General features: G+C 69.9%; 19 protein-coding genes and 1 pseudogene. 5 read left to right on the top strand and 15 right to left on the bottom strand.

Annotated features, from left to right (window positions below):
- Positions 1–137: 137 nt before the first annotated feature.
- The gene (locus BBK14_RS35260; RefSeq protein WP_083390943.1) at positions 138–314 is read right to left on the bottom strand and encodes a DUF397 domain-containing protein; all 177 of its coding nucleotides are present in this window, start codon (positions 312–314) and stop codon (positions 138–140) included.
- Positions 315–513: 199 nt separating this feature from the next.
- Positions 514–846, bottom strand: a complete 333-nt coding sequence (locus BBK14_RS14155) for a hypothetical protein (protein WP_131802302.1) — start codon at positions 844–846, stop codon at positions 514–516.
- 585 nt (positions 847–1,431) lie between these two features.
- On the opposite strand from BBK14_RS14155, the gene BBK14_RS14150 reads away from it, so the two are divergent.
- The 4 genes and pseudogenes from BBK14_RS14150 to BBK14_RS14140 all read left to right on the top strand — a co-directional run bounded on the left by BBK14_RS14150 (position 1,432) and on the right by BBK14_RS14140 (position 4,489).
- Positions 1,432–2,439, top strand: coding sequence for an NsdA family TPR-like regulatory protein (locus tag BBK14_RS14150; protein ID WP_241831475.1), 1,008 nt, complete (start codon positions 1,432–1,434; stop codon positions 2,437–2,439).
- Entirely contained in the window at positions 2,436–2,993 is a 558-nt protein-coding gene (locus tag BBK14_RS14145; RefSeq protein ID WP_071062716.1) for a GNAT family N-acetyltransferase, read from the top strand. The genes BBK14_RS14150 and BBK14_RS14145 overlap by 4 nt, the downstream gene beginning before the upstream one ends.
- A gap of 204 nt (positions 2,994–3,197) precedes the next feature.
- A pseudogene (locus tag BBK14_RS42205) lies at positions 3,198–3,446 on the top strand (hypothetical protein); the annotation flags it as partial.
- Positions 3,422–4,489 (top strand): integrase core domain-containing protein, encoded by a 1,068-nt coding sequence (locus BBK14_RS14140; RefSeq protein WP_071062714.1) that lies wholly within the window; start codon positions 3,422–3,424, stop codon positions 4,487–4,489. The pseudogene BBK14_RS42205 and the gene BBK14_RS14140, both read left to right, overlap by 25 nt.
- On the opposite strand, the gene BBK14_RS38280 is transcribed toward BBK14_RS14140, so the two are convergent.
- From BBK14_RS38280 to BBK14_RS14080, 13 genes are all read right to left on the bottom strand, one after another.
- Positions 4,486–4,632, bottom strand: a complete 147-nt coding sequence (locus tag BBK14_RS38280) for a hypothetical protein (protein ID WP_157904267.1) — start codon at positions 4,630–4,632, stop codon at positions 4,486–4,488. The two genes, BBK14_RS14140 and BBK14_RS38280, sit on opposite strands and share 4 nt — an antisense overlap.
- A 20-nt stretch (positions 4,633–4,652) precedes the next feature.
- The gene (locus BBK14_RS14135) at positions 4,653–5,849 is read right to left on the bottom strand and encodes a multidrug effflux MFS transporter (protein ID WP_071062712.1); all 1,197 of its coding nucleotides are present in this window, start codon (positions 5,847–5,849) and stop codon (positions 4,653–4,655) included.
- Positions 5,850–5,977: 128 nt separating this feature from the next.
- Positions 5,978–7,003, bottom strand: a complete 1,026-nt coding sequence (locus tag BBK14_RS14130) for a LacI family DNA-binding transcriptional regulator (protein WP_012157877.1) — start codon at positions 7,001–7,003, stop codon at positions 5,978–5,980.
- A gap of 9 nt (positions 7,004–7,012) precedes the next feature.
- A complete protein-coding gene (locus BBK14_RS14125; RefSeq protein ID WP_071062710.1) occupies positions 7,013–9,382 on the bottom strand; it encodes a glycoside hydrolase family 3 N-terminal domain-containing protein in 2,370 nt (789 codons plus the stop codon).
- Positions 9,379–10,416 (bottom strand): family 43 glycosylhydrolase, encoded by a 1,038-nt coding sequence (locus tag BBK14_RS14120; RefSeq protein ID WP_071062708.1) that lies wholly within the window; start codon positions 10,414–10,416, stop codon positions 9,379–9,381. The genes BBK14_RS14125 and BBK14_RS14120 overlap by 4 nt, the downstream gene beginning before the upstream one ends.
- The gene (locus BBK14_RS14115) at positions 10,416–12,125 is read right to left on the bottom strand and encodes a DUF5605 domain-containing protein (protein WP_071062707.1); all 1,710 of its coding nucleotides are present in this window, start codon (positions 12,123–12,125) and stop codon (positions 10,416–10,418) included. The genes BBK14_RS14120 and BBK14_RS14115 overlap by 1 nt, the downstream gene beginning before the upstream one ends.
- A 9-nt stretch (positions 12,126–12,134) precedes the next feature.
- Complete coding sequence (locus BBK14_RS14110) at positions 12,135–13,862, bottom strand: PKD domain-containing protein (RefSeq protein WP_071062705.1); 1,728 nt, start codon at positions 13,860–13,862, stop codon at positions 12,135–12,137.
- Positions 13,859–15,214 carry a glycoside hydrolase family 43 protein gene (locus BBK14_RS14105; protein WP_071062703.1) on the bottom strand — a complete coding sequence of 452 codons (1,356 nt, stop codon included), beginning with the start codon at positions 15,212–15,214 and terminating at the stop codon, positions 13,859–13,861. Before BBK14_RS14105 ends, BBK14_RS14110 begins: the two co-directional genes overlap by 4 nt.
- 3 nt (positions 15,215–15,217) lie before the next feature.
- Positions 15,218–17,752: an alpha-L-rhamnosidase gene (locus tag BBK14_RS14100; RefSeq protein ID WP_071062701.1), complete on the bottom strand. Its 2,535-nt coding sequence runs from the start codon at positions 17,750–17,752 to the stop codon at positions 15,218–15,220.
- Between the two features lie 30 nt (positions 17,753–17,782).
- Positions 17,783–18,592 (bottom strand): ABC transporter ATP-binding protein, encoded by an 810-nt coding sequence (locus BBK14_RS14095; protein ID WP_071062699.1) that lies wholly within the window; start codon positions 18,590–18,592, stop codon positions 17,783–17,785.
- Position 18,593: 1 nt separating this feature from the next.
- Positions 18,594–20,342, bottom strand: coding sequence for a dipeptide/oligopeptide/nickel ABC transporter permease/ATP-binding protein (locus BBK14_RS14090; protein ID WP_071062697.1), 1,749 nt, complete (start codon positions 20,340–20,342; stop codon positions 18,594–18,596).
- Positions 20,339–21,280 (bottom strand): ABC transporter permease, encoded by a 942-nt coding sequence (locus BBK14_RS14085; protein ID WP_071062695.1) that lies wholly within the window; start codon positions 21,278–21,280, stop codon positions 20,339–20,341. The genes BBK14_RS14090 and BBK14_RS14085 overlap by 4 nt, the downstream gene beginning before the upstream one ends.
- 14 nt (positions 21,281–21,294) lie before the next feature.
- The gene (locus tag BBK14_RS14080) at positions 21,295–22,782 is read right to left on the bottom strand and encodes an ABC transporter substrate-binding protein (protein ID WP_241831474.1); all 1,488 of its coding nucleotides are present in this window, start codon (positions 22,780–22,782) and stop codon (positions 21,295–21,297) included.
- A gap of 267 nt (positions 22,783–23,049) precedes the next feature.
- Between BBK14_RS14080 and BBK14_RS14075 the strand changes: the two genes are divergently transcribed.
- Positions 23,050–24,108, top strand: coding sequence for a LacI family DNA-binding transcriptional regulator (locus tag BBK14_RS14075; RefSeq protein WP_071062833.1), 1,059 nt, complete (start codon positions 23,050–23,052; stop codon positions 24,106–24,108).
- The last annotated feature ends 182 nt before the right edge of the window (positions 24,109–24,290 follow it).

Genomic DNA, 24,290 nt, shown 5'->3' with positions numbered 1-24,290 from the left:
TCCCGTAAATCGGCTCGTCGCTGTTCGATATAAGGCGGCTTCGAAGGACAGCAGTGGATGGGGGCTGGTGCGACCGGGCAGGACTCTGCTTCGATAGCACAGTCCTTCACTACAGGCGCCGATGATCTTAGGCGCTCTCATGGCGTTCCCGGAGGTCGTCGATGGTCGTACTCGCCGGCTTTCACCGCGTCCACGAACGCGGCCCACGCACCTGGGGTCACCCCGACCGGTATCCGACCAAGCGACGAGCGGATAAGCACTACGCATGAGCCTTGGGTGACCTCGACCGCGTCCACCGCTGTCGGATGGGGCATCGACGGCTTCTGCCACGCCGAGCCGGCATCCGGGGCGGAGTGCAGGCCACACACAATGGTCCTTCCTGGTAGGGCCGCCTGCCCCGACGGACCTCGTCAGCACCGGAGCAGGCGGCAGTCAGGGCCACCCCGCGAGAGCTGGTCACGGGCGCGGGCGGGGTGGTGGACGGGCCGCGTATGGGAAGGGCGGCCCCCGTTTTCAGGTCCCGGACTTGCGATCCGGGATAGCGGGACGGGACGGCACGGACCTCCAGCGGAGGATGTCCGGGTCGAACTCCGCGTAGGCGTCAGCGGCCTCCATCGAGGAGAAGCCGGGCACGGCCTCCCGCGGATCGCCCTCAGCGTCGAGCACGACCACGATCCACGTCTGCTCAGCGGCGCCGGCCCGGCCACCGAGCGGACGGACAACATGACCGCGGCCGGTGCCGGACAGGCGCCGGACCCCCGCCGGCCAGGTCGTGAGTGGGATGCGGATCGGGAGGGGTGAGGAGAGAGCACCGTCAACGGCCGGTATGACCGGCTCCATCCCCACCCCGACCACCGCCCCCGGCCCGACACCAGGACGCCGCACGGCGCTGGACGGCGACGGGTCAGGGTGGGGGCGGTGGCCAGTGGCGGGCGTCCGGCCGGCGGACCTGCCAGGAGCTTCCGTAGGCGAGTGCACGATGCGCTCCTCTGCTGGTCCGGGAGAGTGGTCGGCGTGTTCCCCGCCGTGCACGTCCCATGACACACTGCGCACCAAGGGTGCAACAGACTGCAATTTCCCGTGGCTTGCATGCAACGGCTGCGGGCGGTCACCCGACACAGGGATAACGGGAGGCGGACGGTGCAAGCTGGTAGTCGGAGGAACGACGCTCTCGCCGAGCTCTCCACGCTGCTCACCGCACTCAGGGCTGACGCACGTACCGACAACTCGAAATTGGCAGCACGGACAGGGTTCCGACGGCAGCAGATCTCGCGGGCGATGCTCGGCCAGGAGATACCGTCACCTGATCTAACGGAAGCATTCGAGGCTGCGCTGCAAGGCGGGGGGAACATTCGGCGGTTGCGGGCCGAGGCGGTCCGGGAGAAGAAGGCCCGCGCCATTGGGCTGGACCCCCGTAGGGAGGAGGAGACGGTGGATGCGAACCGTCGGCAGGCGTTCGAGCTGGTCGCGGCGGGACTGGTCGCCGCCCAGACGTACCGGGAGTGGACGACCTCCGGGCCTGACGTGCTCACGTTGGAGGAGCTCGAGGACGCGGTCAACGCGCACGCTGCTGTGTTCACGAGCGTGCCCCATCACCAGCTCGTGCCCGCTGTGTGGGCAACCTGGCAGTCCGCGCATGATCTACTCCGGAGTGGTGGCGGCCGGGCTCGCTCGCAAGCGAAGCTCACGGCCGTTGCCGGCTACTCCTCGTACATGCTCGGACGGTTGGCGTTCAACCTGGGCGACCCGGTGACCAGCCGCAGATTCATCCGCCTCGCCGGTGACCACGCCGAGCAGATCAACGATGCCGTGCTGACCGCCAGTGTCGGTGAGATGATCTCCACCCTCGCGTTCTACGGCCTCAGATACCAGGAGGCCGCGACGGCGGCCCAGCAGACAGCCGAGCTCGCCGACAACGAGTACACCCGGGCGCGGATTGCGGGGTACGAAGCACGAGCACTGGGCGCGCTCGGCGACACCGATGGTGCCCGCGCAGCCCTGGAGCGGATGCACTCCTCGGTGAGCGATCTGCCGGTGCAACCAGGGTGCAGCCCGTTCAGCGCCGCGACCGCGGACATGTTCGCCGCCGGCGTCCTTGCCCGGATCGGTGCCGGCACCGAGGCCGAACCACTCGCCCGCCGTGCAGTCGCTGAGTACGACTCCGGCCGGGCCGTTGGATTCGAGGACCACGGCGGCGCGCTTCTCGCACTCGCATGGAGCCTCACCAACCGGCCCCGTCCCGTCATCGACGAAGGCGCCGCGTTGGCCAGCCGGGCGGTCGAGCTGCTCGACGCTCGCCCCACGGCGGCCACCGCCGCGCGAATCGTCGAAGTCTCCGCGGGATTCGCGGGTCATGCTGAGGTCGAACCGGTCCGGGACTTCTGGGACCGGTGGGAGGCCCGACCGCGGCTCGCGATAGCAACAGGAGATCAGGTATGACCCTCACCTACGGAGCGCCGTCACTCATCGAGATACCCACGGTGATCACCAGTCGGCTGGTTCTCCGTGGCTGGCGAACATCCGACCTCGAGCCGTACGCCGCGATGAATGCCGACGAGGAAACGATGCGCTACCTCGGCGGGGTCGTCGGGATGGCCGCAACCGAGCGGATGGTCACCCACCTCACTGGCATGTGGGCCATCCGCCGACACGGCATGTGGGCCGTCGAGGACCGACAGGCCGGCGAGTTCCTCGGTCGTGCCGGCACCTACTTCGGGGAGGGCTGGCCTGCAGTCGAGGTCGCAGTCTCCCTGCGTCGCGACCACTGGGGCCAGGGCCTGGGCACGGAAGCGATCGCGGCAGCGCTCGACTTCGGCTTCGAAGCGCTCGACGACGACGAACTGATCACTGTCACGCACCAGGAGAACGCGGGCATGAACGCRATCGCACGCAAGCTCGGGATGACCTTCCGGGAGATCGCTGATGTCGGCCCGTGGAAGGCGAACAACGTCTACGCGATCAGCCGCGCCGAGTGGGCTGCTCACACAGACTGAGACCGGCTGCGTACGAGCGTGAACCGCAGCCCTTGGCCCGACGCCGCCAGTTCTTGGGAGTTCGGGAGGCGCCGGACCGGACCTCATATGGACCCTTTTTCACGTTCTGCGCAGCGTCGCCTTGGGCGGCTACCTCGTCGGCTCCACAAAAATGGGGGATACATGCCGGGGTCGTGACGGAGCAATCGATCTCTCCGATCATGCATCCCGGTGCTCGACGAGGCCATCAGCGCTCTCGACAGCGAGAGTGAACGACTCGTCCAGGAAGCGTTGGAGGACCTCTGTGCGAGCCGGGCCGTGATCGCCATCGTGCACCGACTGTCGACCCTGCTGACCATGGACCGGATCGTGTGGGGTGCCAGAAGTGGGCCTGGGTCTGTGAGCTGGGGCGATGCGGCCGTACGGGGCCGGCGGCATGATGGTCAGGTATGTCCATTCGCCTGCTCTACCTGATCTTCGTGCGGGTGTGCGGCTGGCTGGTCCTCCTCGGCCGTTCGTCAGCGTCCAAGAACATCGAGCTGCTCGTGTTACGACATGAGGTCGCGGTGCTGCGCCGTACCCAGCCCAAGCCCCGATGGGACTGGGCGGACCGGGCGGTCCTCGCCGCACTCATCCGACTCCTGCCCAAGACGCTGCGAGCCCACCGGCTGGTCACCCCGGGCACCGTCCTGCGGTGGCACCGCCGTCTGATCACACGGAAATGGACCTACTCGCGGCGGAGGGGCCGACCTTCGGTCAGCGCGGAGATCGTCACCCTCATCGAGCGGTTCGCGACCGAGAACCCGACGTGGGGGTACCAGCGGATCCAGGGTGAGCTCCTCAAGCTCGGCCATCGGGTGAGCGCGTCCACGATCCGCCGGGTCCTGACGTCCCTCGGGTTGCCACCGGCGCYCAGGCGGCAGACCGACACGACCTGGCGGCAGTTCCTGCGCACCCAGGCCTCGACGATGCTGGCCGTGGACTTCTTCCACGTGGACTGCGCCGTGACGCTGCGGCGGTTGTACTGCTTCTTCGTCCTGGAAGTCGGTACCCGCACCGTCCACGTCCTCGGAGTCACCGCCCACCCCGACGGACCGTGGACCACCCAACAAGCCCGGAACCTTCTCATGGACCTCGGTGACCGGGCTGCCGACTTCCGGTTCCTGGTCCGCGACCGGGCCGGCCAGTTCACCGCCTCCTTTGACGCAGTCCTCGCCGACGCCGGCATCACCACGGTCAAGATCCCACCTCGGGCTCCCCAGGCGAACACCTACGCGGAACGGTTCGTCCGAACCGTCCGGACCGAGGTCACCGACCGGATGCTGATCTTCGGCGAACGGCATCTGCGCACCGTCCTGGCCGAGTACGCGACCCACTACAACGGACGACGACCCCACCGCGGCCGCGACCTTCAACCGCCCCGGCCCGATCACCCCGTCGCCGACATGGCGAAGGAGCGGATCAAACGCCGGCCCGTCCTCGGCGGCCTGATCAACGAATACGAGCGAGCCGCCTAAAACCCCAGGTCATCAACACCGGTAGCCGCGTTCTGGCACCCCACAGGTTGCCAGACGTGGTCGAAGATCCATCGGCTGCCGAGCCGGCCCAGCTTCTCGTCGAGGGTCATCTCGGCGAGCAGCAGGTCGACCCGCTCGCCCATCGGACGCGACCGATCGCGCGTCAAGGGACCGGCGAAGGCGCCCCGGCCCGCGCTTCGCGCCGGTCGCGGGCCAACACCCGGAAGACAACCACCGCGACCGTCATGGTCAGCCCCATGACGAGGCCGATCGGGCCGATCGAGCCGACGCCGAGTAGTCCGGCCACCGGCGCGGTCGCGCCGGCCAGGCCGAAGTTCGCGGCGCCCATCAGCGCGGCGGCGGTCCCGGCCCTCTCCCCGTGCGGGGCCATGCCGATCACCTGCAGGCAGGGCCCGACGGCGCCTGCCAGGAGGAAGTAGAGCGCCGTCACGAAGGTCACCACCACCACGTTCTCGCCGGCGAATGCCGCGAGCAGCAGGGTGAAGCCGAGGAAGCCGAGCGAGGRCAGTACGTATCGGAGCAGCCGCCGCGGCCCGATCCGGGTGACGAGCCGCGCTGACGTCTGCGCCCCGATCACGAAGCCCACCGCGTTCGCCGCGAAGACCAGGCTGTACCGCTGGGCGGAGAGGCCGTACGTCTCCTGGAAGAGGAACGACGACGAACTCATGTAGGTGAAGACGCTGGAGACCAGCAGACCACCGGCGAGGGCGGCGCCGACGAAGCCGCGATCCGTCACCAGCACGCGGTAACGCCCGAGCGGCGCCCCCGCTCGCCGCACCAACGGGGCCGTCTCCCGGACCAGGAACGCCGCGACGGCGAGCACCGCCAAGCCGTAGAGCGCGATGCAGACGAACAAGCCTCGCCAGGACATGTGGCTCAGCATCAGCGAACCGGCGAAAGGTGCGACAACCGGCGCGAGCCCGGTCACCACGGCGAGCCGGGCTGCCATCCGCACGAACAGGGCACCGTCGAAGAGGTCGCGCACCATGGCCAGGGCCACGACGCCGCTGCCGGCGGCTCCGGCGCCCTGCAGCAGCCGGAAGACGAGCATGACTTCGACGGTGGGCGCCGCGGCGACGCCCAGGCTGCCGGCCACGTGCAGGGCGGTGGCCACCAGCAGGGGCCGGCGCCGCCCGATGCTGTCGCTCCACGGGCCGATGGCCAGCTGGCCCAGCGCGAAGCCGATGGTGGTGGCCGTCAGCGTGAGCTGCACGGCGGCTGCGCTCGTGCCGAAGTCGGCTTGGACGAGCGGGAACGCCGGAATGTAGAAGTCGACCGTGAACGGCCCGAGCGCGACGAGGAAGCCGAGCACGAGCAGGGTGCGGCATGCGGAATTCACGGGGGCCCTTGTCGATCGGGCAGCCGGTCAACGGCTGCACACTGCCCCCGGAGGGTCGTTGCCGGCCAGTCCGTGCAACGTTCTACAAAACAGCGTAGGCGGTATGGGAAGCCATCGTCAAGGAGGTGTCAGGCGGTCGTGTCGCGAGCCACCAGGCGCGGCGCGATGAGGTAGTGCACCGGTTGGGTGCGGCCGTCGATGCGCTCCAGCAGCAACCGGGCGCTGCGGGAACCGGTGAGCTGGGCCGACTGGTCGATCGTGGTCAGCGAGATGCGGCCGATCGTCGACATGTAGATATTGTCGTACCCGGCGACGCTGAGGTCTTCCGGAACCCGCAGCCCGAGTTCCTCGGCCGCGCGCAGCACGCCCAGCGCGGCGATGTCCGCGCCGGCGAAGATGGCGGTCGGCGGGATGGGACGGGCCAGCGCTTGCCGGGCGGCCTCGTATCCGCCTTCTTCCGAGTAGCTGGTGACGATGACGTCCGGCTCCAGCCCGTGCCTTCGCATCGTCTCCTCGTAGCCGTCGAGCCGTGGCGTGTGCGACAGGACGTACGGGCGTTCCAGGCCGCCCGAGGGCTGGCTGGTGTGCACGATGCGCCGGTGCCCGAGGGCCACCAGGCGGTCGACCATGAGGCGGGCGCCCTCGAAGTCGTCGCCGACGATCGTGTCGAAGGTGCCGGAGCCGCCATGCCGGGCCAGCACGACCGTCGGCAGGCTCGCGCCCAGCTTCTCCAGCCACGCCTGCTCCATCCAGGGCGCGATGACGATCAGCCCGTCGACCTGCCGGTCGATCAAGGCCTCGATGCTGCGCTTCTGCCGGTCGGGCGAGGTGCCGGCGGCGATCAGGATCTCCTGGTACGGCGTCGGCTCGAACTGTGCCGTGATGCCGTTGATGATCTGCGGCTGGAACGGCGAGGTCAGCTCGGTGAGCATCACGCCGACGGAGTACGAGCGGCCGCGCATGGCCCGGGCGCCGGTGTGCGGGCGGTAGCCGAGCGCGTCGATGGCGGCGGTGACCTTCTCCCGCATACCCTCGCTGACGCCGTACGCGTCCCGGACGACCTTGGAGACGGCCGAGACCGACACGCCGGCCTCGCGTGCCACGTCCTGGATGGTGACGCGGCGCGCCTCCTGGCTGTCCGGCGTCGAGACCACCCGCCGATCCTATGGGTGCGGGCGTGCTCGCGAGAGGAAGGACCGCTCGGCGCCCTCGACCACCCGCGCGGACCCCACCACGGCGAACGAGCCCGCCAGCGACCGGTCGTCGGAGTCGAGGCCGACGAAGACGTCCACCAGGGCCGGCTCGACCGCCACCTGGCGGGCGAGATTGGTGTACGCCAGTTGCGAGGCGTCGATCTCGAACGTGACGCGGCGGCTCTCGCCGGCGGCCAGCTCGACCCGGGTGAAGCCGGCGAGCTGCTGGGCGGGCCGGGTCACCGGTGAGGTGTTGACCCGCAGGTAGAGCTGCATCACCGTGGCCCCGTCCCGTGGCCCCGTGTTGGCGACGGTGGCGCTGACGTGGGCCGTGCCGTACGCGTCGATGTCGGCACCGCAGTCGAGGTCGCTCAGCGCGAACGTGGTGTAGCTCAGCCCATGGGCGAACGGCCACAACGGCGTCGCCTCCAGGTCGAGATAGTGACGGGAGACGCTGGGCGGCAACGGATTGCGGTAGCCCGACCCGGCCTTCTGGTGGTGGTAGACCGGGATCTGGCCGCTGTGCCGGGGCAGGCTGTACGGCATCTTGCCGCAGGGGTTGACCACGCCGAAGAGCACGTCGGCGATCGCCTGGGTGCCGAACGGTCCGGCGTACGGGGCGACGACGATGGCCGCGGCGTCCTGGATGACCTTCGGCAGCGCGTAGGCCCGGCCCTGCACGAGCACGACCGCCAGCGGGGTGCCGGTGGCCGCCACCGCCTCGGCCAGCCGCACCTGCGCCGCCGGCAGGGTGATGTCCGCGGTGTCGCTGGCCTCCCCCTCGGTCCGCTCCCCCGTGAACCACAGGCTCGCCCCGCCCAGCGCCAGCACGACGACGTCCGCCGCCCGCGCCGCCTCGACCGCCGGGTCGAGAGAACCTAGATCCTCGGTCAGGGTGCAGCCGCGCTCGACCCGGACCGTGCGGGCGTGATCACCGATCTCAGCCGCCAGCGAGGGAGCCACGCTGTCGCCGTCCCACGCTCCGAACAGGGCCGAATACCAGGCCGACACGGTCTCCTCGGCGCCGTTCATGGTGCCGAGCTCGCCGCGCATCACGGCCTCGTTGGCCTCGCGCCACGACACGTACGTATAGGTCGGGAACTGGAACGTCGGCGCGTCGGCGTGCGGCCCGATGACGGCGATGTCGAGCCCGCCGGGGGTCAGGGGCAGGATGCCGTTGTTCTGGCCGAGCACGATCGAGCGCCGGGCCAGCTCCAACGACAGGTCGGCGCCCTCGCGGGCCGCCGCGGCCACGTCGATGCTCTCCACCGGGTACGGGTGCTCGAAGAGCCCGACCTCGAACTTCGCCCGCAGGACCCGGCGGACGCAGTCGTCGACGTGCCGCACGTCGACCACCCCGCGCTCGACCTCGGCGGCGAGCACGTCGCCGTACCCGTACGGATTGGGCATCTCGACGTCGAGCCCGGCCCGGATGGCCAGGCGGCCGGCCTCGGCCGCGTCCTTCGTGATCCGCTGCCGGTCGACGAGCTGCTCGAGGGTGGTGTAGTCGGAGGAGACGAAGCCGTCGAAGCCGAGCGTGTCGCGCAGCAGGTCCTGCAGCACCTCCGGCGAGGCCCCGGCGGGTACGCCGTCGACGTCGGCGTACGAGTTCATCACCGACCGCAGCCCGGCCAGGCGAATCGCCGCCTCGAACGGATAGGCGAACAGGTCACGCGTGCGCCGGGCGCCGGACTCGAAGGCCGACAGGTTCAGGCCGCCCGGCGGCGCCGCGTATCCCAGGAAGTGCTTGCCGGTGGCCATCACGCCCTGCGAGACGTCGGTCCCCTGCAGGCCGCGCACATAGGCCACCCCCAAGGCCGCACAGAGGTACGGGTCCTCACCGAACGTCTCGTGCACGCGTCCCCACCGCGGGTCGAGGGCCACGTCGAGCACCGGTGACAGCGCGTGCATCAGACCGGTGCGGCGCATCTGCCGCCGGATCAGGTCGGTCATCTCTTCGACGAGGTCGGGGCTCCATCCGGCGGCGAGCCCTGTGCCGGAGGGGAACACCATGTGCCCACCGTTGAGGAAGCCGCTGAGCGCCTCGGCGTGGAAGAGCACCGGAATTCCGAGCCGGCTACGGGACAGCACCTGTTTCTGGATCGTGCCGACCATCGCGGCCAACTGCGCCGGGTCGTCGAGGATCAGCTGCGCCACATGCCCGGGCGGATGGCGCAGCACGTCCTCGGCGCCGTCGGCGTCGGTGCCGTCGGCCTTCACCAGCGACCACGCCATCCGGGCGGTGAGCTGATGGCATTTCTCGGCGGTGGTCATCTCGGCCAGCAGCAGCTCGGCCCGGTGGCCGGCCTCCAGGTGCTCGTCGCGCCAGGTGGGGCTCATGGGTAGTCCTCCACACGCCATTCGTCGTGCCAGTCGAGGAGGGCGCGTTCCCCGTCGAACCGGAAGGGTAGCCAGACGTAGTCGGCGATCGACGTGTCGATCTCCGTGAGCTCGGACCACGGGCCGTCGTGATGGCCGCCGAACGGGGCGAACCGCTCGGCGTGCATGGMGATCGCCGCCTCGCTGGAAGCGGTGTAGCGCGGCAGCCAGCGGTCGGCCAGCGCGATGTACAGGTCCTGCTTGTGCGGGTGCCGGAAGACCGAGCTGATTTGCGACTGGTAGGAACTACGGCTCGGGTCGCCGGGGTGCGGGTCGTTGAGAACCGTCCACGGGCCGTGGTAGCTGGGGGCGACGGCAACCTCGGACGGGTTCGGGTAGTAGCCGGTCGTGCCCGAGGTGACGAGATAGTGCCGGCCGTTCCGGGCGAAATAGGCGGGCGCTTCCCGGACGTACGGCGGTTGCACCAGCGGGAAGTGGGTGGAGTAATACCCGGTGACGCCGGTGTAGTCGTCGGTCAGGTCGGCACAGATCAGCTCGCTGTGCACGCGCTCGAAGTAGTAGTAGCCCTTGCCGTCGGTCGGGTCGACGACCAGGTCGAAGTCCCCGGCGTTCATGCCCAAGGGCTTCAGATCTTTCCCGACCATTTGGTACGGGCCCAGAATGTCGTCCGCCACGAGGACCGTCGAGCGTTGCCCGGCCGGGGACATGACCTTGATCCAGCACACGTACCGCCCCGAGCCCGAATGACGCAGGATATGCGGCCGGTCCATCGACATGGCCGGGTGCAGTGGTGCGGAGGGGTCGTCCACGTCGGGCGGGATGATCAGGCCACGGTCGGTCCAGTTGTAGAGGTCCGGTGACGAATAGCAGCGGACTCCCCAGTGCCAGATGCCGCTGCCCGGCGTCGAGCGTTCCTTGTTCTCGCCGTACCAGTAGAACGTGCCGTCGACGTGCAGAAGGGAGCCACCGTGGGCCTGGATCCGCTTGCCGTCGGTGTCGAGCCAGACCTGGCCGGGCGTGAAGGACGTCCGCATCAGGCCTTCACCAGCCGCACGGCTTGGTAGGGCTTGGCCGGCAGCGGGACGACCGCGAGGGTTTCGTACGTGCCGGGCAGCCGCTCGACGGTGCACTCCCAGGTGTCCAGGACGTCAACGTGCCAACGGCCCGGGGGCAGGAGGATATGACGCTCCCTCGGCCGGCCGAGGCCGTAGTAGTTGACGAGGTACTCGTCCTGGACACCGGCCCACGGCAGGTCGTAGTCGGACGGTAGAGGCTCGAGCACACCGGTCGGTGAGGCGGCGACGATCTCGGCCAGGAAGCCGATCCGGCGCGGGCTCGTGCCGGTCAACTGACCGCCCTTCGCCCACCAGATCCTCTCCTCGGCGTTCCAGTACGTTTCGCCGTGACCGACGTAACCGCCGCGCACCGCGCCTTCCCAGAATCGGCGCAGCATCTCCTCGCCGGTCAGGTTGCCCCAGTCGAACTCGAGGTCGCCCTCGTAACCGGTCTCGTCGATGACCACCGGCTTGCCCCAGCGCTCGCGCCAGCCGGTGACCTCCTCGACCCGGCCGTGCTGGACGCTGGCGTGGGTGATCCACGGCCGGGTGTGGTCGAAGTGCTCGATGAAGTTGTGGATGGACACCGGGTGCCCGTGCGGGTCCTCGGCGGTGAGGGTCTCACCGATCCGGTCCCAGTCCGCGATCGTCTTGCCGGGTACCGCGTCGTACTCGTTGGCCAGCGAGAACCAGACGTGCGCGTAGCCGGCCAGGCGCCGCACGACGTACCTGACGACTCGCTCGTCCACCGCCCGTCCCAGATCGGAGAAACCCCATTTGTCGTACGGGTGGAAGAGGATGACGTCGGCCTCGATGCCGAGTTCACCGAGACGGCGCACCTGCTCGTCGAGGCGCGCGAAGAACTCGACGTCGAACCGCGTGTGGTCGAAGGAGCCGTTGACCCGTGGGAACGGGAACTGGACGGGCTCGGCGTTGTTGAAGACGAAATGCTTGGGGAACAGGCACATACGCAGCTTGGTGAAGGGCGACGCGGCCAGCGTTTCCAGCGTCTGCTCCTGCGTCTTGTCGTCCTGGTGGTTCCAGGCGTACGCGGTGGTCCCCCACGGCCGGTAACGGGTTCCGTCCGCGTACGCAAAATGGAAGCCGTCCACCCGGACCGGCCCGTGCGCTCCCGGCGCCGCCGGGCCTACGGTCACCTCGCCCTCGATCCCGTCCAGCGCCGGGGTCGTGGAGGAGGTCACGAACTGCCACGTCCCCTCCTGTTCGGCGAGCGCCCGCAGCCGGTAGGTTCCGTCGCCGTCATAGAAGCCGCCGACCGTCCAGGACCGCTCGCCGCACCGGAACTCGGCGGTCAGCTCGACGTCGATGAACGGGTTCCCGTCCGACGGACCGCTCAGCTGGATCTCCAGCAGCCCCCACCGCGTGGGTGAGCCTGCGACGGTCCACGGCGCCGACGCGTGCGGCGCCGATACGCCGACCGCCGATGGCGCGATGGCGGCGGCGTGCGGCCGGAGAATGACCGGTTCCATCAGCGCGTCGATCTCGGCCCAGAACGCCGCCCTGGCCTGCTCGTCATCGCGCAGCCCCGGGGTCACCCGCAGGAAGAACAGGACGAGAAGCTCACGGACGTCGGCGCGGTCGACGGCCTGCGGCAGGAACCGTTCCAGTACGTCTCGTCCGCCCGGCGCGTCGAGCACCTGCCCGACGGTGATGAAATGCGTCAGCATGGAGACTCCTCAGCGGGGGTGGACGACGACGCGGACCCGATCCAGGTTTTCGACCATGGCGAACGACTCCGCGTGGCCGGACCGGGACGCGGCCACTTTGAGGGACACGTAGTAGGTGCCGGGTTCGGTGAACCGGTGGCTGGCGGTGAAGCCCGGGGTGGCCGGTGTGAAGGTGCCGGATCCGGTGACGTCCCAGCCGGCGGAGACGATCCTTCCGGCGCCGGGCGGTGTCGCGACCTGGGCCCGGAAGTCGACCTTCTCGCCGGCATTGACGTCGACGCGGTCGCGGCCGCGGACGGTGAGGTCGACGACGGGCTGGATGCCGCGCCGCTGGGCGGCCGTCGACGGGACGCGCACCTGGCCGCCGGTGACCGTGTAACGCGTGGACTGCGGTGGGCGCACGCCGCGCTCGGCCCAGGCCGCGAGGTCGCGCAGCGCCTGCTCCACGATCGGGTCGTACGAGACGATCCGGCTGGCCTTGGCCCCGGTGACCGGGCCTTCGAGATGGTCGGCGTTGTCGTTGTAGTACAGGCGGAAGTCGCCCGGGGACTGGACGCGCCGGGCGTACCAGTCGGCGTGCCACGGGTACGCGTCGCTGTCGACCAGGTTGTCGACCACGATGACCTTGCCGTTGATCCGGCCGGTGTAGGTGCCGCCGCCGGCTACGCTGGTCGCGATCGCCGGGCCGACCAGCAACGGCCGCTGCGGATAGCGGCCGCGCAGCGAGTCGAAGACGTCGTAACCCTCGCCCGCCGGCGGGACCTGGTGGCGGTAGTAGGAGGGCAGGGCGACGGCCCAGCGGTCACCGGTCCGGGCAAGCTCGGCCCGGACGATGTCGCCGAGCGCCGACTGCTCGGTGCCGAGGTAGCCGGGCTTGGACCAGAAGTCGTCGGCGTACGTGGGGTCGAGCTGCTTGATCACGGCACCGAAGCCGAGCAGGCCGTCCGGCGCCGACAGGCCGAGAACGTAGTCAGGGTCGGCCCAGGCCTTGAGTGGAACGCCCAGGCTCGTGGTCTCGTGCAGCATCGCCGCCTGCACCGGTGTGAGGCCGGTGTACGGGTTACCGGAGCCGCCCGGGCGTACGGCGTCCGCGATCTGGTCGGCCACGTCCCGCAGGACCATCCGGGCCTGCGCGCGCACGAAGAAGTTGATGGGGATGGAGGTGGGCACGCCGAGCACGACCGGGACYGCGCCCTCCCACACTCCGGTGGTGTTCTCGATGGCGCCGACGGTCTGGAAGGAGCCGCCGGACGGGCCGTACAGGTAGCCGTAGATTCGCCGGGACCCGGACCGGTAGTAGGCGGCCGCCGCGGTCTCTGCGAACTTCGCGGCCGCGGCGGCGTGGCGGTAGCCGCCTGTGCCGCTGGTCTGGAGGGTGTACGCGCCGCTGGCGGCCCCGAATGCGACCGCCCGGTCGAGGGCGTTCTCGGTCGAGATCGGGTACGTGTACTGGAAGAAGCGGCCCTGCCACTGCCTGGCCGGCGGCAGGTAGATCGTGAACTTGACTCCCGTACCGTCGAAGTGCCCGGACACCCGGCGATGCGTGACCGGGGTGCTCAGGTCCTGCTCGCTGTCGACGACAGGGTCGGCGTAGAGCGGGTCGACACAGCCGGGCGTGACCTGAACCGGCCCGCCGGGCGTGGCGGCGGCGCAGTCGGGCGGTGCGGCCGACGCGGCACCGGCCGGGACGAGGATGAGGCCGGCGGTGAGAAGGAGAGAGCTCAGGACAGCTTTCATGGCTGCTCCTGGGGGCGGTAGGTCACCGACCGGACGTGCGGTCCGGCGGTGGCGAGCATGCGGCCGGTGAACCCGGACGCGACTTCGGTGGAGAGGTAGCGCCCGTCGAGGCGGGCGAGTTCGTGCGAGCCGGCGGAGAGGACAATCTCGTCGGGCCCGGCGTCGCGTGACGGCGGTGGCACCGCCTCGATCCGCAGGACCGTGTGACCATCCGCGACGGGGAGCGTGGCGAGGACGGCGCCGAGGTCACCGACGCGGGCCGTCGCCTCGACCCGGTCGTGGTGGCGGGTCAGGCCGTACGCGTGCCGGTCGTCGATGCGCACCTCGAAGCGGCCCGGGCCGTCCAGCGTCGCTTCGGCGGACCAGCGCAGATCGCGCACCCGGGTGCACCGCAGGCCGCTGCCGTCGGCGACCCAGCGCAGATGCGGCGGTGAGTCGCCGAACACCTCCGTAAAGCCGGTGTCGAGCGGTGGGACCTGGTAGCGGTCCTCGTCGAAAACCGGCCAGCCGTCCACCCAGTCGATGCCGGCCAGGAACGTCTCCCGGCCCAGGACGTGGAAGCCCGGCGTCCAGCCGCGCGGCCGGGTACCCAGATAGACGGCGGCCCAGCCGCCGCCCGGCGCGCGGACCAGGTCGGCGTGGCCGGTGTTCTGCACCGGGTGGATGGTGCTGCGGTGGCTCAGGATCGGGTTGGCCGCACAGCCCTCGAAGGGCCCGGACGGGTGCGGGCCGCGCGCGACGGTGACGGCGTGCCCGCGCTCGGTGCCGCCCTCGGCGAGCAGCAGGTACCAGAGGCCGTCGATGGCGTACAGATGCGGCCCTTCGGCCGCGGCGAGTCCGCTGCCCTGCCAGATCGGGTACGCCGGGGCGAGGAACTTGCCCGACGAGATGTCGAGCGGGGCCTGGCGGATGCCGATCTCGCCCTCGGTGGGGCTCATCGCCTTCCAGCTCAGGTAGCACGTGCCGTCGTCGTCCCAGGCGAGGTCCGGGTCGATGCCGATCGCCTCGGGCACCCGAACCGGCTCGCTCCACGGGCCGGCCGGGTCGTCGGCGGTGACGATCAGCTGGCCGCCGTCGAAGTCGCTGACGTTCGTGGTGACGTAGACGAAACGCCCGTCGTGATGCCGCAGCGTCCCGGCGTACAGCCCGGAGGACGGGCGGCAGTCGCCGCGGGCGAACTGGCTGCGGCGGGTCAGGATGTGGCCGATCTGCGTCCAGCGGATCAGGTCGCGGCTGTGCCAGATCGGCGCGCCGGGAAAGTACTCGAAGCTGGAATGGGCCAGGTAATAGTCGTCACCGACTCGGCAGACCGTCGGGTCGGGATAGAAGCCCGCAATGATCGGCTCAGACATCGGTCACCGCCCCTCGGAGCACGACACCGGGTCAGCCACGAGCCAGCGGTGGTCGCCGTGGCCGACCGTCACGGGCTGCTCCGCGCCCGGCACGTGCACCTCGGCCGACGCGCCGACCGGCACGTGCACGTCGAGCCGCAGGTGGCCGGCCGAGCGAAGCCAGGACACCGAGGCTTTCCCGTACGGGGTCAGATGGGTGGCCGCAGCGCCGGTGAGCTCCGGCGTCAGCCGGGGGTGCACGAGCAGGCGCCGATATCCGGGAACGGCGGGTGCGAGCCCGGCCACCGTGCGGTGCAGCCAGTCGGCCACGGCGCCCAGGGCGTAGTGGTTGAAGGAGGTCATCTCCCCCGGGTTGATGGTGCCGTCCGGGCGCATGCTGTCCCAGCGTTCCCACACCGTGGTGGCGCCCATGGTGACCGGGTAGAGCCAGGACGGGCACTGCGTTTGCAACAACAGGCGGTACGCGACGTCGAGGTGGCCCGTGCTGGTGAGGGCGTCGCAGACCAGTGGCGTGCCGACGAAGCCGGTGGCGATGTGGAACCCGCCGTCGCGCACGAGCTCGGCCAGCCGGTGCCCGGCCGCCACGCGCTGCTCCGCCTCCGGCAGCAGATCCCACTCGATGGCCAGCGCGTACAGGGTCTGCGCGTCGGAGTGGATCCGGCCCTGCGGCGTCACGAAGGCCCGGACGAAGGCGGCCCGTACCTCGTCGGTCAGCGTGCGGTATTTCTCCGCGTCGGCGGCCCGGCCGAGCAGGCGGGCCGATTCGGCCACGATCCACGACGAGCGGGCGAAGTGGGCGGTGGCCACCACGTCGGGGTCGGCCTTGGCCCGGCCGGGGTTTTCCGGCGGAGCTGTCGGGTCGAGCCAGTCACCGAACTGGAAGCCGCCGCGCCAGAGCCGGTCCGGGCCGGCCAGGGCGGCGACCTTGTCGACCCAGGCGCTCATGCTCGGCAGTTGCCGTTCGAGCATCTGCAGGTCGCCGGTGCGCTGGTAGAGCGTCCAGGGCACGACGGTGGCGGCGTCGCCCCAGGCCGCCGCGGGCGTGCGGAACTCCGGGGCGCGATCGATTTCGGGGACGACGTGCGGCACCGAGCCGTCGGGGCGCTGCTCGGCGGCCAGGTCGGCCAGCCAGGAGCGCAGCAGGCCGGCGGTGTCGTACAGGAAGGTCGCGGTCGGCCCGAAGATCTGGATGTCGCCGGTCCAGCCGAGGCGCTCGTCGCGCTGCGGGCAGTCGGTGGGCAGGTCGACGAAGTTGCCGCGGGTGCTCCAGACGACGTTCTCGTGCAGCTGGTTCAGTTGTTCGTGCGAGGAGGAGAACCAGCCGGTGCGGCGCAGGTCCGAGCCGACGACGACCAGCGCGATGTCCTGCTCGCGCAGGTCCGGCACTCCGGTGACCTCGGCGTAGCGGAAGCCGTGCAACGTCAGCGAGGGCTCGAGCACCTCGTCGTGGCCCGACAGCACCCAGGTGTCGGTGGCGCGGGCCGATCGCAGCGGCCGGGTGCCCAGTTCCTTGTCTTCCAGCACCTCGGCGTGGCGGACCACGACCGTCGTTCCCGCGGGCAGGTCCCGGACGCGCAGGCGGATCCATCCGACGGCGTTCTGGCCGAAGTCGACGAGCGTCTTGCCGGCCGGGGAGGTCCACACCTTGCGGGCGGGCAGCACGCTGGTCGGCCGGATCGGAGGGCCGTCCGGGGCGACGAGCCGCGTCAGATCGCCCTCGACGATGTCGACGCCGGTCGCCGGTGCGTCGTGCGGGCGCAGGTCGGTCGTCTGGCCGTCGTACAGGTCGTCGGCCAGCACCTCGCTCGGCCGGGCATGCCAGGTGCCGTCGGTCGCCAGTACGCGGACGGCGCCGTCGAAGGTGGTGATCTCCAGCTGGGCGAGCAGGGCGAGGCGGTCGCCGTAGATCGCGCGCTGGTTGGTCCAGCCGAGCCGTCCGCGGTACCAGCCGTTGCCGAGCACGAACTCCAGGACGTTCTCGCCCGGCCGGATCAGGGTCGTGACGTCGTAGACGTGGTAGCGCAGCCGGTGCTCGTACGATGTCCAACCCGGCGCGAGGACGGTGTCGTCGACGCGGCGGCCGTTGATCGACGGTACGTAGATGCCGTGGGCGGTGGCGTACAGCCGAGCGCTGCGGACCGGCCCGGGCACCTCGACGTGGCCGACGACGACGGGCGCCCGTTCGCCCGGGTCGACCGGGCTGATGAAGCGCGCTGTCCAGTCGGCCGCGTCCAGCAGGCCCGCCTCGACGGTGGCCGCTTCGCTCCACGGGCTCCAGTGATCGCCGTACGCCACCCGGACCTTGACCTCGGCCCGCTCGCGTGAGCGCAACGGCCGGGCCGGCCATGGGACCAGCACCTGCTCGGCGCTGCGCACGGTGAAGACCTTGCCGGCGACCTGGACCTCGTAGGCCGTCTGGCGCCAGCCCTCCTCCGCGCGCGTGACGGTCCAGGAGAGCCGGGGGGCTGGGGTGCCGAGGCCGAGCACCGGGCCGGGCTCGGTGCGGTGTTCGAAACGAGGTGCGCAGGGCTGAACCATGCAGAGACTCCCGTGACGAGGGGTGGAAGGTCAGAGGGCCAGGCGCAGCCGGCGCCGCTCGCGCTGCTTGCGCGGGTCGGCGACCGGCGCGGCCATCTGCAGCCGGCGGGTGTATTCGTGCCGCGGTGCGGTCGCGACCTGGTTCGCCGCACCGAGTTCGACGATCTCTCCGCGATACAGGACGGCGATGCGGTCGCTGATCTCGTTGACGACGCCGAGGTCGTGGCTGATGAACAGGTAGGCCACCCCGGTCGCCTCCTGGATGTCGCGGAACAGGCGCAACACGCGCGCCTGCGTGGTCACGTCGAGCGCGCTCGACGGCTCGTCGCAGACGATCACCGCCGGATCCAGGGCGAGTGCGCGGGCGATGGCCACCCGCTGGCGCTGCCCGCCGGAGAACTCCCGCGGGTATCGGTTCGCCGCGTCAGCGGGCAGGCCGACCGCGTCCAACAGCTCTTTCACGCGGGTGCGTCCGCCCTCGACACCGGCCGTGGTGAGCGGTTCGACGAGGATGTCGCCGACCGTCATGGACGGGTTGAGTGACGAGTACGGGTCCTGGAAGACGACCTGCACGTCGCGGGCGAGCTCGCGGCGGCGGGCCCGGGGGACGTTGCTGATGATCTCGCCGCGGAACTCGACCGTGCCCTCGCTGACCGGGGCCAGGCCGAGGATGGCCCGCCCGATGGTGGTCTTGCCCGAGCCGGACTCGCCGACCAGGCTCAAGGTCTCGCCGGCGGCGAGGTCGAAGGAGACGCCGTGGATGACGGTGGTCGAGGCCCGCCGGCGGCCGGCGAACCGGACGACCAGGTCGCGGACGCGCAGCAGCGGTTGATCGGTCATGTCAGATCTCCATCAGCTCGACGCTGCGCGAGGACGAGAGCAGTTCCCGGGTGTACGCCTGTTGCGGGGACTCGAAGATGGCGTCGACGTCGGCGCGTTCGACGATGTTTCCTTCCTTCATCACGCTCACGGTGTCGCACAGATCCGCGACGACGCCGAGGTTGTGGGTCACCAGGATCATGGCCAGACCGCGCTCCTGGCTCAGTTCGCGCAGCAGTTCGAGGACCTCGGCCTGGACGGTGACGTCGAGGGCGGTGGTGGGCTCGTCGGCCACGATGACGTCCGGGTCGGCGGCGACCGCGCCGCAGATCAGCACGCGCTGGGCCATGCCACCCGAGATCTCGTGCGGGTACAGGCCCATCACCCGCTCGGGATCGGTGATGCCCACCCGGACCAATAATTTGGTGATCCGCTCCCGGGCCTGTTTCGCGTCGAGAGTGGTCACCGCGCGCAGCCCGTACGTCAACTGTTTGCCGATGGTGAAGGACGGGTCCAGATTGGACATCGGCTCCTGCGGAACGTACGCGATGCGGCGCCYGCGGGCCGCCCGCATCTTCGCGACGTCGGCCAGCAGATCCTCGCCGGCGAGCAGGACGCTGCCGCCCAGGACCAGCGCCTCGCGCGGGAGGAGGCCCAGGGTGGCGAAGGCGATCTGCGACTTGCCGGAGCCGGACTCCCCCACCAGGCCGTGGATCTCGCCGCGCCGCACATCCAGGTCGGCGCCGTGCACTACCTCCCGGATCTCCCCGCCGGCCATCGGGTAGGCGACCCGCAGTCCCCGGACGGAGAGCACGACATCGTTGGAGCTCCCGACGAGGATCGAGTCCTCGGTCGGCTCGACCTGCTGCGCCGCCGTCACCGCAGCGCGGCGGGCCCGTAGCGACAGTGTCTTGCTGCGGGCCGAGGACTGCAGGACGTCGCTGAGCGCGTTGCCGAGCAGCACCAGGGCCAGGATGGTGAGGCTGATCAGCAGCGCCGGCCAGACCACGGCCCACCGGTTGTTGTAGATGCCGTTGAACGAGTTCTGCAGCACGATGCCCCACGACGCCCCGGCCGGGTCACCGAGGCCGAGGAAGGACACGCCGGCCTCGATGCCGATGCCCGCGGCCAGCACGAACGAGCTCTGGATGATGACCGGCGCCCGTACGGCCCAGAGCACGTGCCGGCCGACGATCCGCAGGTCGGACAGGCCGGCCACGCGGGCCGCGTCGACGTAGAGCTCGTTGCGCACGCCCAGCACGACGTTGCGGACCAGGCGGTAGTAGGTGGGGGCGATCAGCAGGCCGAAGACGGCCATCGCGGCCGGGATGTTCGGGCCGGTCAGGGCGTACAGGGCGATCAGCAGAACGATGCCGGGCAGCGACATGACCACGTCGGAGACGAAGCCCGCCGCGACCTCGAACCGCCCACGATAGAAGCCGGCCACCAAGCCGCTGGTGACACCGACAGCCAGCGAGATCACCAGGATGATGGCGCACGCCAGGACGGTCTGCCGCGAGCCCCACATGAGCCGGGACAGGATGTCGCGGCCGGCGCTGTCCCCGCCGAGCAGGTGCCCGTCGCTGAACGGCGCGGCGTTGGTGGCGTCGAGGTCGGTTTCGGTCGGCGAGTACGGCGCCAGCCACTGGCTGGTCACCGCGACCAGCACGACCGGGGCGAGAAAGGCCAGGCACACGGCGCCCTGYGGGTTGCGCAGGAGTTGCCGGAACACCCGGCGCCGGGTGTCGCCCACTACCCGTTCGGCGGTCATCGGATCCTCGCCTTCGGGTTCAGCACAGTGGTGGCCAGGTCACCGAGGAAGTTCACGACCAGGACGATCACGATCGTCACGAGCACGGTGCCCATCACCATGGGCACGTCGTTGACCTGGGCCGACTGGTTGGCCAGCTGGCCCATGCCGGGCAGCGCGAACACCTGCTCGACGAAGACCGCCCCGCCCAGCAGGCCCAGCGTGGTCAGGCTGAGCACGGTCAGACCGGGTCCGGCGGAGTTGCGCAGCACGTGCCGGAAGATCACGTGCCGTTCGCTGATCCCGCGGGCCCGTAACGTACGGATGTAGTCACGGCCCAGCGTGTCCAGCACCGCGGTCCGGAACTGCGCGGCCGCGCTGGCCACCGCACCGACCAGCAGCGCCAGCACCGGCAGGGTCACCGACTTCGCCCAGCCCGAGACGCTGATCTCGGGCGTGACGTAGCCGGTGGCCGGCAGCACCCGCCAGGCGATGGCGAAGGTGAAGACCAGGACGATGGCGATGATGAACGACGGGATCGCGGTGCCCAGCACGGTCACGAACTGCAGGAGACGGTCGACCCAGCCGCCCTTGACGGCGGCCGTGACGCCGAGCAGCACGCTGAGCACGACCGTCAGGAGCAGGGTGATGATCACCAGGGCGAGGGTGACCGGCACCCTCGACGAGAGCGCCTCGGTCACCGACTGTCCGGTGTAGAACGACTCGCCGAGGTCGCCGGTGACCGCGTCGCGCAGCCAATGCCAGTACTGCACCAGCAGCGGCTGGTCGAGACCGAGAGTGACGACCTCACGCTGGACGTCCTCCGGCCGGGCGTTCAGGCCCAGCACCGCCCGGGCGATGCCGTCCCCGTTACCGAACATCAGCGTGAACGTGGCGAAGGTGACCACCAGCAGCACGGCCAGCGAGCGCGCGAGGTTCTTCAGCAGCGTGAGCATCATCGCAGGTCTCCCGGCTACTTGAAGTCGCGCAGCTTCGGGGTCAGCGCCTCGTGGTCCGAGACGTGATCGATCTTCACGTCCGGGCTGTGCGCGTAGAACCCGTCGGGGTTGACCATCGGCGCGAACCAGGCCTGCTCAATGACATACTTGTTGATGTCCTGCTGGGCGGTCTTGCGGGTGGCCTCGTCGCCGGTGAGGATCTTCTTCCACAGACCATCCACCGTCGCGTCGGGTTGGTGCTCGAGGTTCCAGTAGCCGGTCGATCGCACCACGATGTCGATGTCGAGCAGCGACTGGCCGAAGTTGCCGAGCTGCCACAGGACCACCGGGTAGGTGCCGCTGAGCAGGTCATCGATCGCGTTCGCGCCGGAGAGCGGCACCTGCTTGACCTTGATGCCGAGCAGGCCGAGCTGCTGCGTCACGTATGGCATGAGGGTCTCGTGGTTCTGACCGGCCATGGTCGGCAGGCTCAGGTCGAAGCCGCTGGCGTAGCCGGCCTCGGCCATCAGCGCCTTGGCCTTGGTGACATCGAAGGGGTACGGGTCCGCCATGCCGTCGATGTACGCGTCGCTGCCGGGCCGGAAGATCTGGTACGCCGGTTTGCCGTGACCCTGGTAGAGGTTCTTCACCATGGCGTCACGGTCGAAGACCATGTTGATCGCCTGGCGCACCTTCAGGCTGCCCAGAGCCGGGACCTCCTTACCCAGGTGATCGGTGAGCAACAGGCGCGTCGTCTGGCCCTGCATCGTCACCACGTTCAGGCCTGAGGCCTCGACCTCGTTGTAGCTGGCCGCCGTGATCAGCGAGCCGTCGACCTGCCCGGTCTTCAGGGCGCTGACGCGCGCGGTCTCGCTCTCGATGACCTTCAAAACCAGTTTCTTGTACGGGTAAGCGGCAGTGTTCCAGTGGCTCTCGTTCTTGGTGAACGTGTACACCGAGCCGCGGGTAGTGGCGGTTTCGTCCAGGACGTACGGACCGGATCCGACCGGCTTGTCGTTGACCTTGCCGGAGTCGAGCAGCGCCTTGGTGGTGATCTTCGGGTTGCAGACCCGGTTAATGATCATGGGCTGCGCCTCGGGCCAGGTGAGGGTGATGTTCTGCGCGTCCGGAGCGTCGGTCTTGAGGCCCTTGTAGTCGCCCTGGGACCCGCCGTGCGAGGTGAGGTACTGGAACGATGCCGCGACGGCGGCCGAGTCGACCGGCGTGCCGTCGGAGAACTTCTGGCCCTCGCGGATGTGCGCGGTGAAGGACTTGCCGTCCGCGCTGACCGTCCACTTATCGGCGATGTCGGCCTCCGGCTTGCCGAAGGCATCGCACTTGATCAGGCTGTCCCAGATGGCTTCCGGTCCCCAGCCCTGGTATCCAGGCTGGTTCGAGGGGTCCCAGCCGGTGATGTCGGCCGACATGGCGAGCGTGAGCGTGTTCTTGGTGGCGCCGGCGGACGACTCGGCACCTGGCGCCGCTCCTCCGGTGCACCCGGCCAGCAGCGCGGCGAGCGCCACCGCCGAGACGAGTGCTAACTTACTGCGTCGCATGAGCAACTCCTTCGAGGGTGCCGCAGACGGGGCACTCGGGCTTCGAGGGGAGGAAGTTTGTGCAACGTTCCACGCGGCACTGTAGGGACGTGCGTCACAGCCCGTCAATAGCCCTGCTGAAACCCCGGGAGCCCTGCTGAAACCCCGGGGTAACGATTTTGAAGCGAGCCAATTGTCGCGCCGACGCTTCGTAGAACGTTGCACAACGCCCGCATCGTCAGTACGCTCCGCGACGTGGCAGACCCCGAGGGAACCGAACGCACCACCATCCAGGACGTCGCCGCCGCCGCCGGCGTCTCAGTCTCGGCGGTCTCGAAGGTGCTGCGCGGCGCGTACGGAGTCAGCCCGCAGATGCGCACCCGGGTAACCGCCGCGATCGACCGGCTCGGCTACCGCCCGCACACCGGCGCACGGGCGATGCGCGGCCGCACGTACACCGTCGGCGTAGTCCTCGTCGAACTCACCTCGCCGTTCCAGACCGAGGTGGCCAAGGGCATCAGCGACGCGCTCGAGGACACGTCGTACCAGGACATCCTCGTCACCGCCGGCGCGACCCCCGAGCGCCAGAAGAGCCGTATCGAGGCCCTGCTCGACCGCCACGTCGACGGGCTGGTGCTKATCGCGCCCTGGATCGAAGTCGCGTGGATCGAAAAGATCGCGCAAGCCCTCCCGGTGGTAGCTGTCGCCCTGCACGGCACTCCCCGCAACTTCGACACCGTCGTCGACGACGAACGGCTGGGCGCCCAGCTGATGGTCGACCATCTCGTCGCGGCCGGGCACCGGCAGATCGCGCACACCAGTGCGCCGCGGGCCGCGTTCGAGGACACGTTCGTGCTGTCGCACACGGCCCGGCGCCAGGGGTACGAACAGGCGATGCGCAGCCACGGCCTGCGACCGGACGTCATCGAGACCTGGCTGTCGGAGGAGGGCGGCCATCAGGCCGCCCAGCAGGCCTTCGATCGGGCCCGCCCGCCGACCGCGATCTTCGCCGGGGCCGACATCGCCGCGTTCGGCGTGCTGCGTGCCGCCGAGGAACGCGGGTTGCGGGTGCCGGAGGACGTGTCGGTAGCCGGCTACGACAACATCTACACCTCCACGATCAACCGGGTCTCCCTGACCACCGTCGACCAGTCCGGCCACGGCACGGGCGCGGAAAGCATCCGTCTGCTGCTCGAACGCATTGAAGGCCGCGCCCAGCCCCGGCAATTCGTCGTGTCCCCGCACCTGGTGACCCGTCGGACCACCACAGCCCCGTCCGGCACCGGGATCAGCAACCGTGGGCGCACGGTCTGAGGCCTCACGCTGGCCCATKGCCCGGTAGGCGTCCGGGGTCTGCTCGAGGCCGACCGTCCGGTCGAGCGCGTTACAGATGCGCCAACTTCTCACTGGATGTTTACGTAGTCCTGGTGACGATAAGTCGCCTTTGATGCCGACGGCTTTTGTGCCTTTCGCCCTGTAGGGGCATGTCCGTGCGT

The sequence above is a fragment of the Parafrankia soli genome, from assembly GCF_001854695.1.
Lineage (GTDB): Bacteria > Actinomycetota > Actinomycetes > Frankiales > Frankiaceae > Parafrankia > Parafrankia soli.
The sequence above is the reverse complement of the archived record's forward strand: the minus strand, read 5'-3'. Positions and strand labels throughout refer to the sequence as shown.

Bases quoted from the DNA above. Each gene is read 5' to 3' on its own strand.
- BBK14_RS35260 (WP_083390943.1), bottom strand. From the start codon at position 314: ATGCCCCATCCGACAGCGGTGGACGCGGTCGAGGTCACCCAAGGCTCA.
- BBK14_RS38280 (WP_157904267.1), bottom strand. From the start codon at position 4,632: ATGGGCGAGCGGGTCGACCTGCTGCTCGCCGAGATGACCCTCGACGAG.
- BBK14_RS14125 (WP_071062710.1), bottom strand. From the start codon at position 9,382: ATGAGCCCCACCTGGCGCGACGAGCACCTGGAGGCCGGCCACCGGGCC.
- BBK14_RS14115 (WP_071062707.1), bottom strand. From the start codon at position 12,125: ATGCTGACGCATTTCATCACCGTCGGGCAGGTGCTCGACGCGCCGGGC.
- BBK14_RS14105 (WP_071062703.1), bottom strand. From the start codon at position 15,214: ATGTCTGAGCCGATCATTGCGGGCTTCTATCCCGACCCGACGGTCTGC.
- BBK14_RS14100 (WP_071062701.1), bottom strand. From the start codon at position 17,752: ATGGTTCAGCCCTGCGCACCTCGTTTCGAACACCGCACCGAGCCCGGC.
- BBK14_RS14095 (WP_071062699.1), bottom strand. From the start codon at position 18,592: ATGACCGATCAACCGCTGCTGCGCGTCCGCGACCTGGTCGTCCGGTTC.
- BBK14_RS14085 (WP_071062695.1), bottom strand. From the start codon at position 21,280: ATGATGCTCACGCTGCTGAAGAACCTCGCGCGCTCGCTGGCCGTGCTG.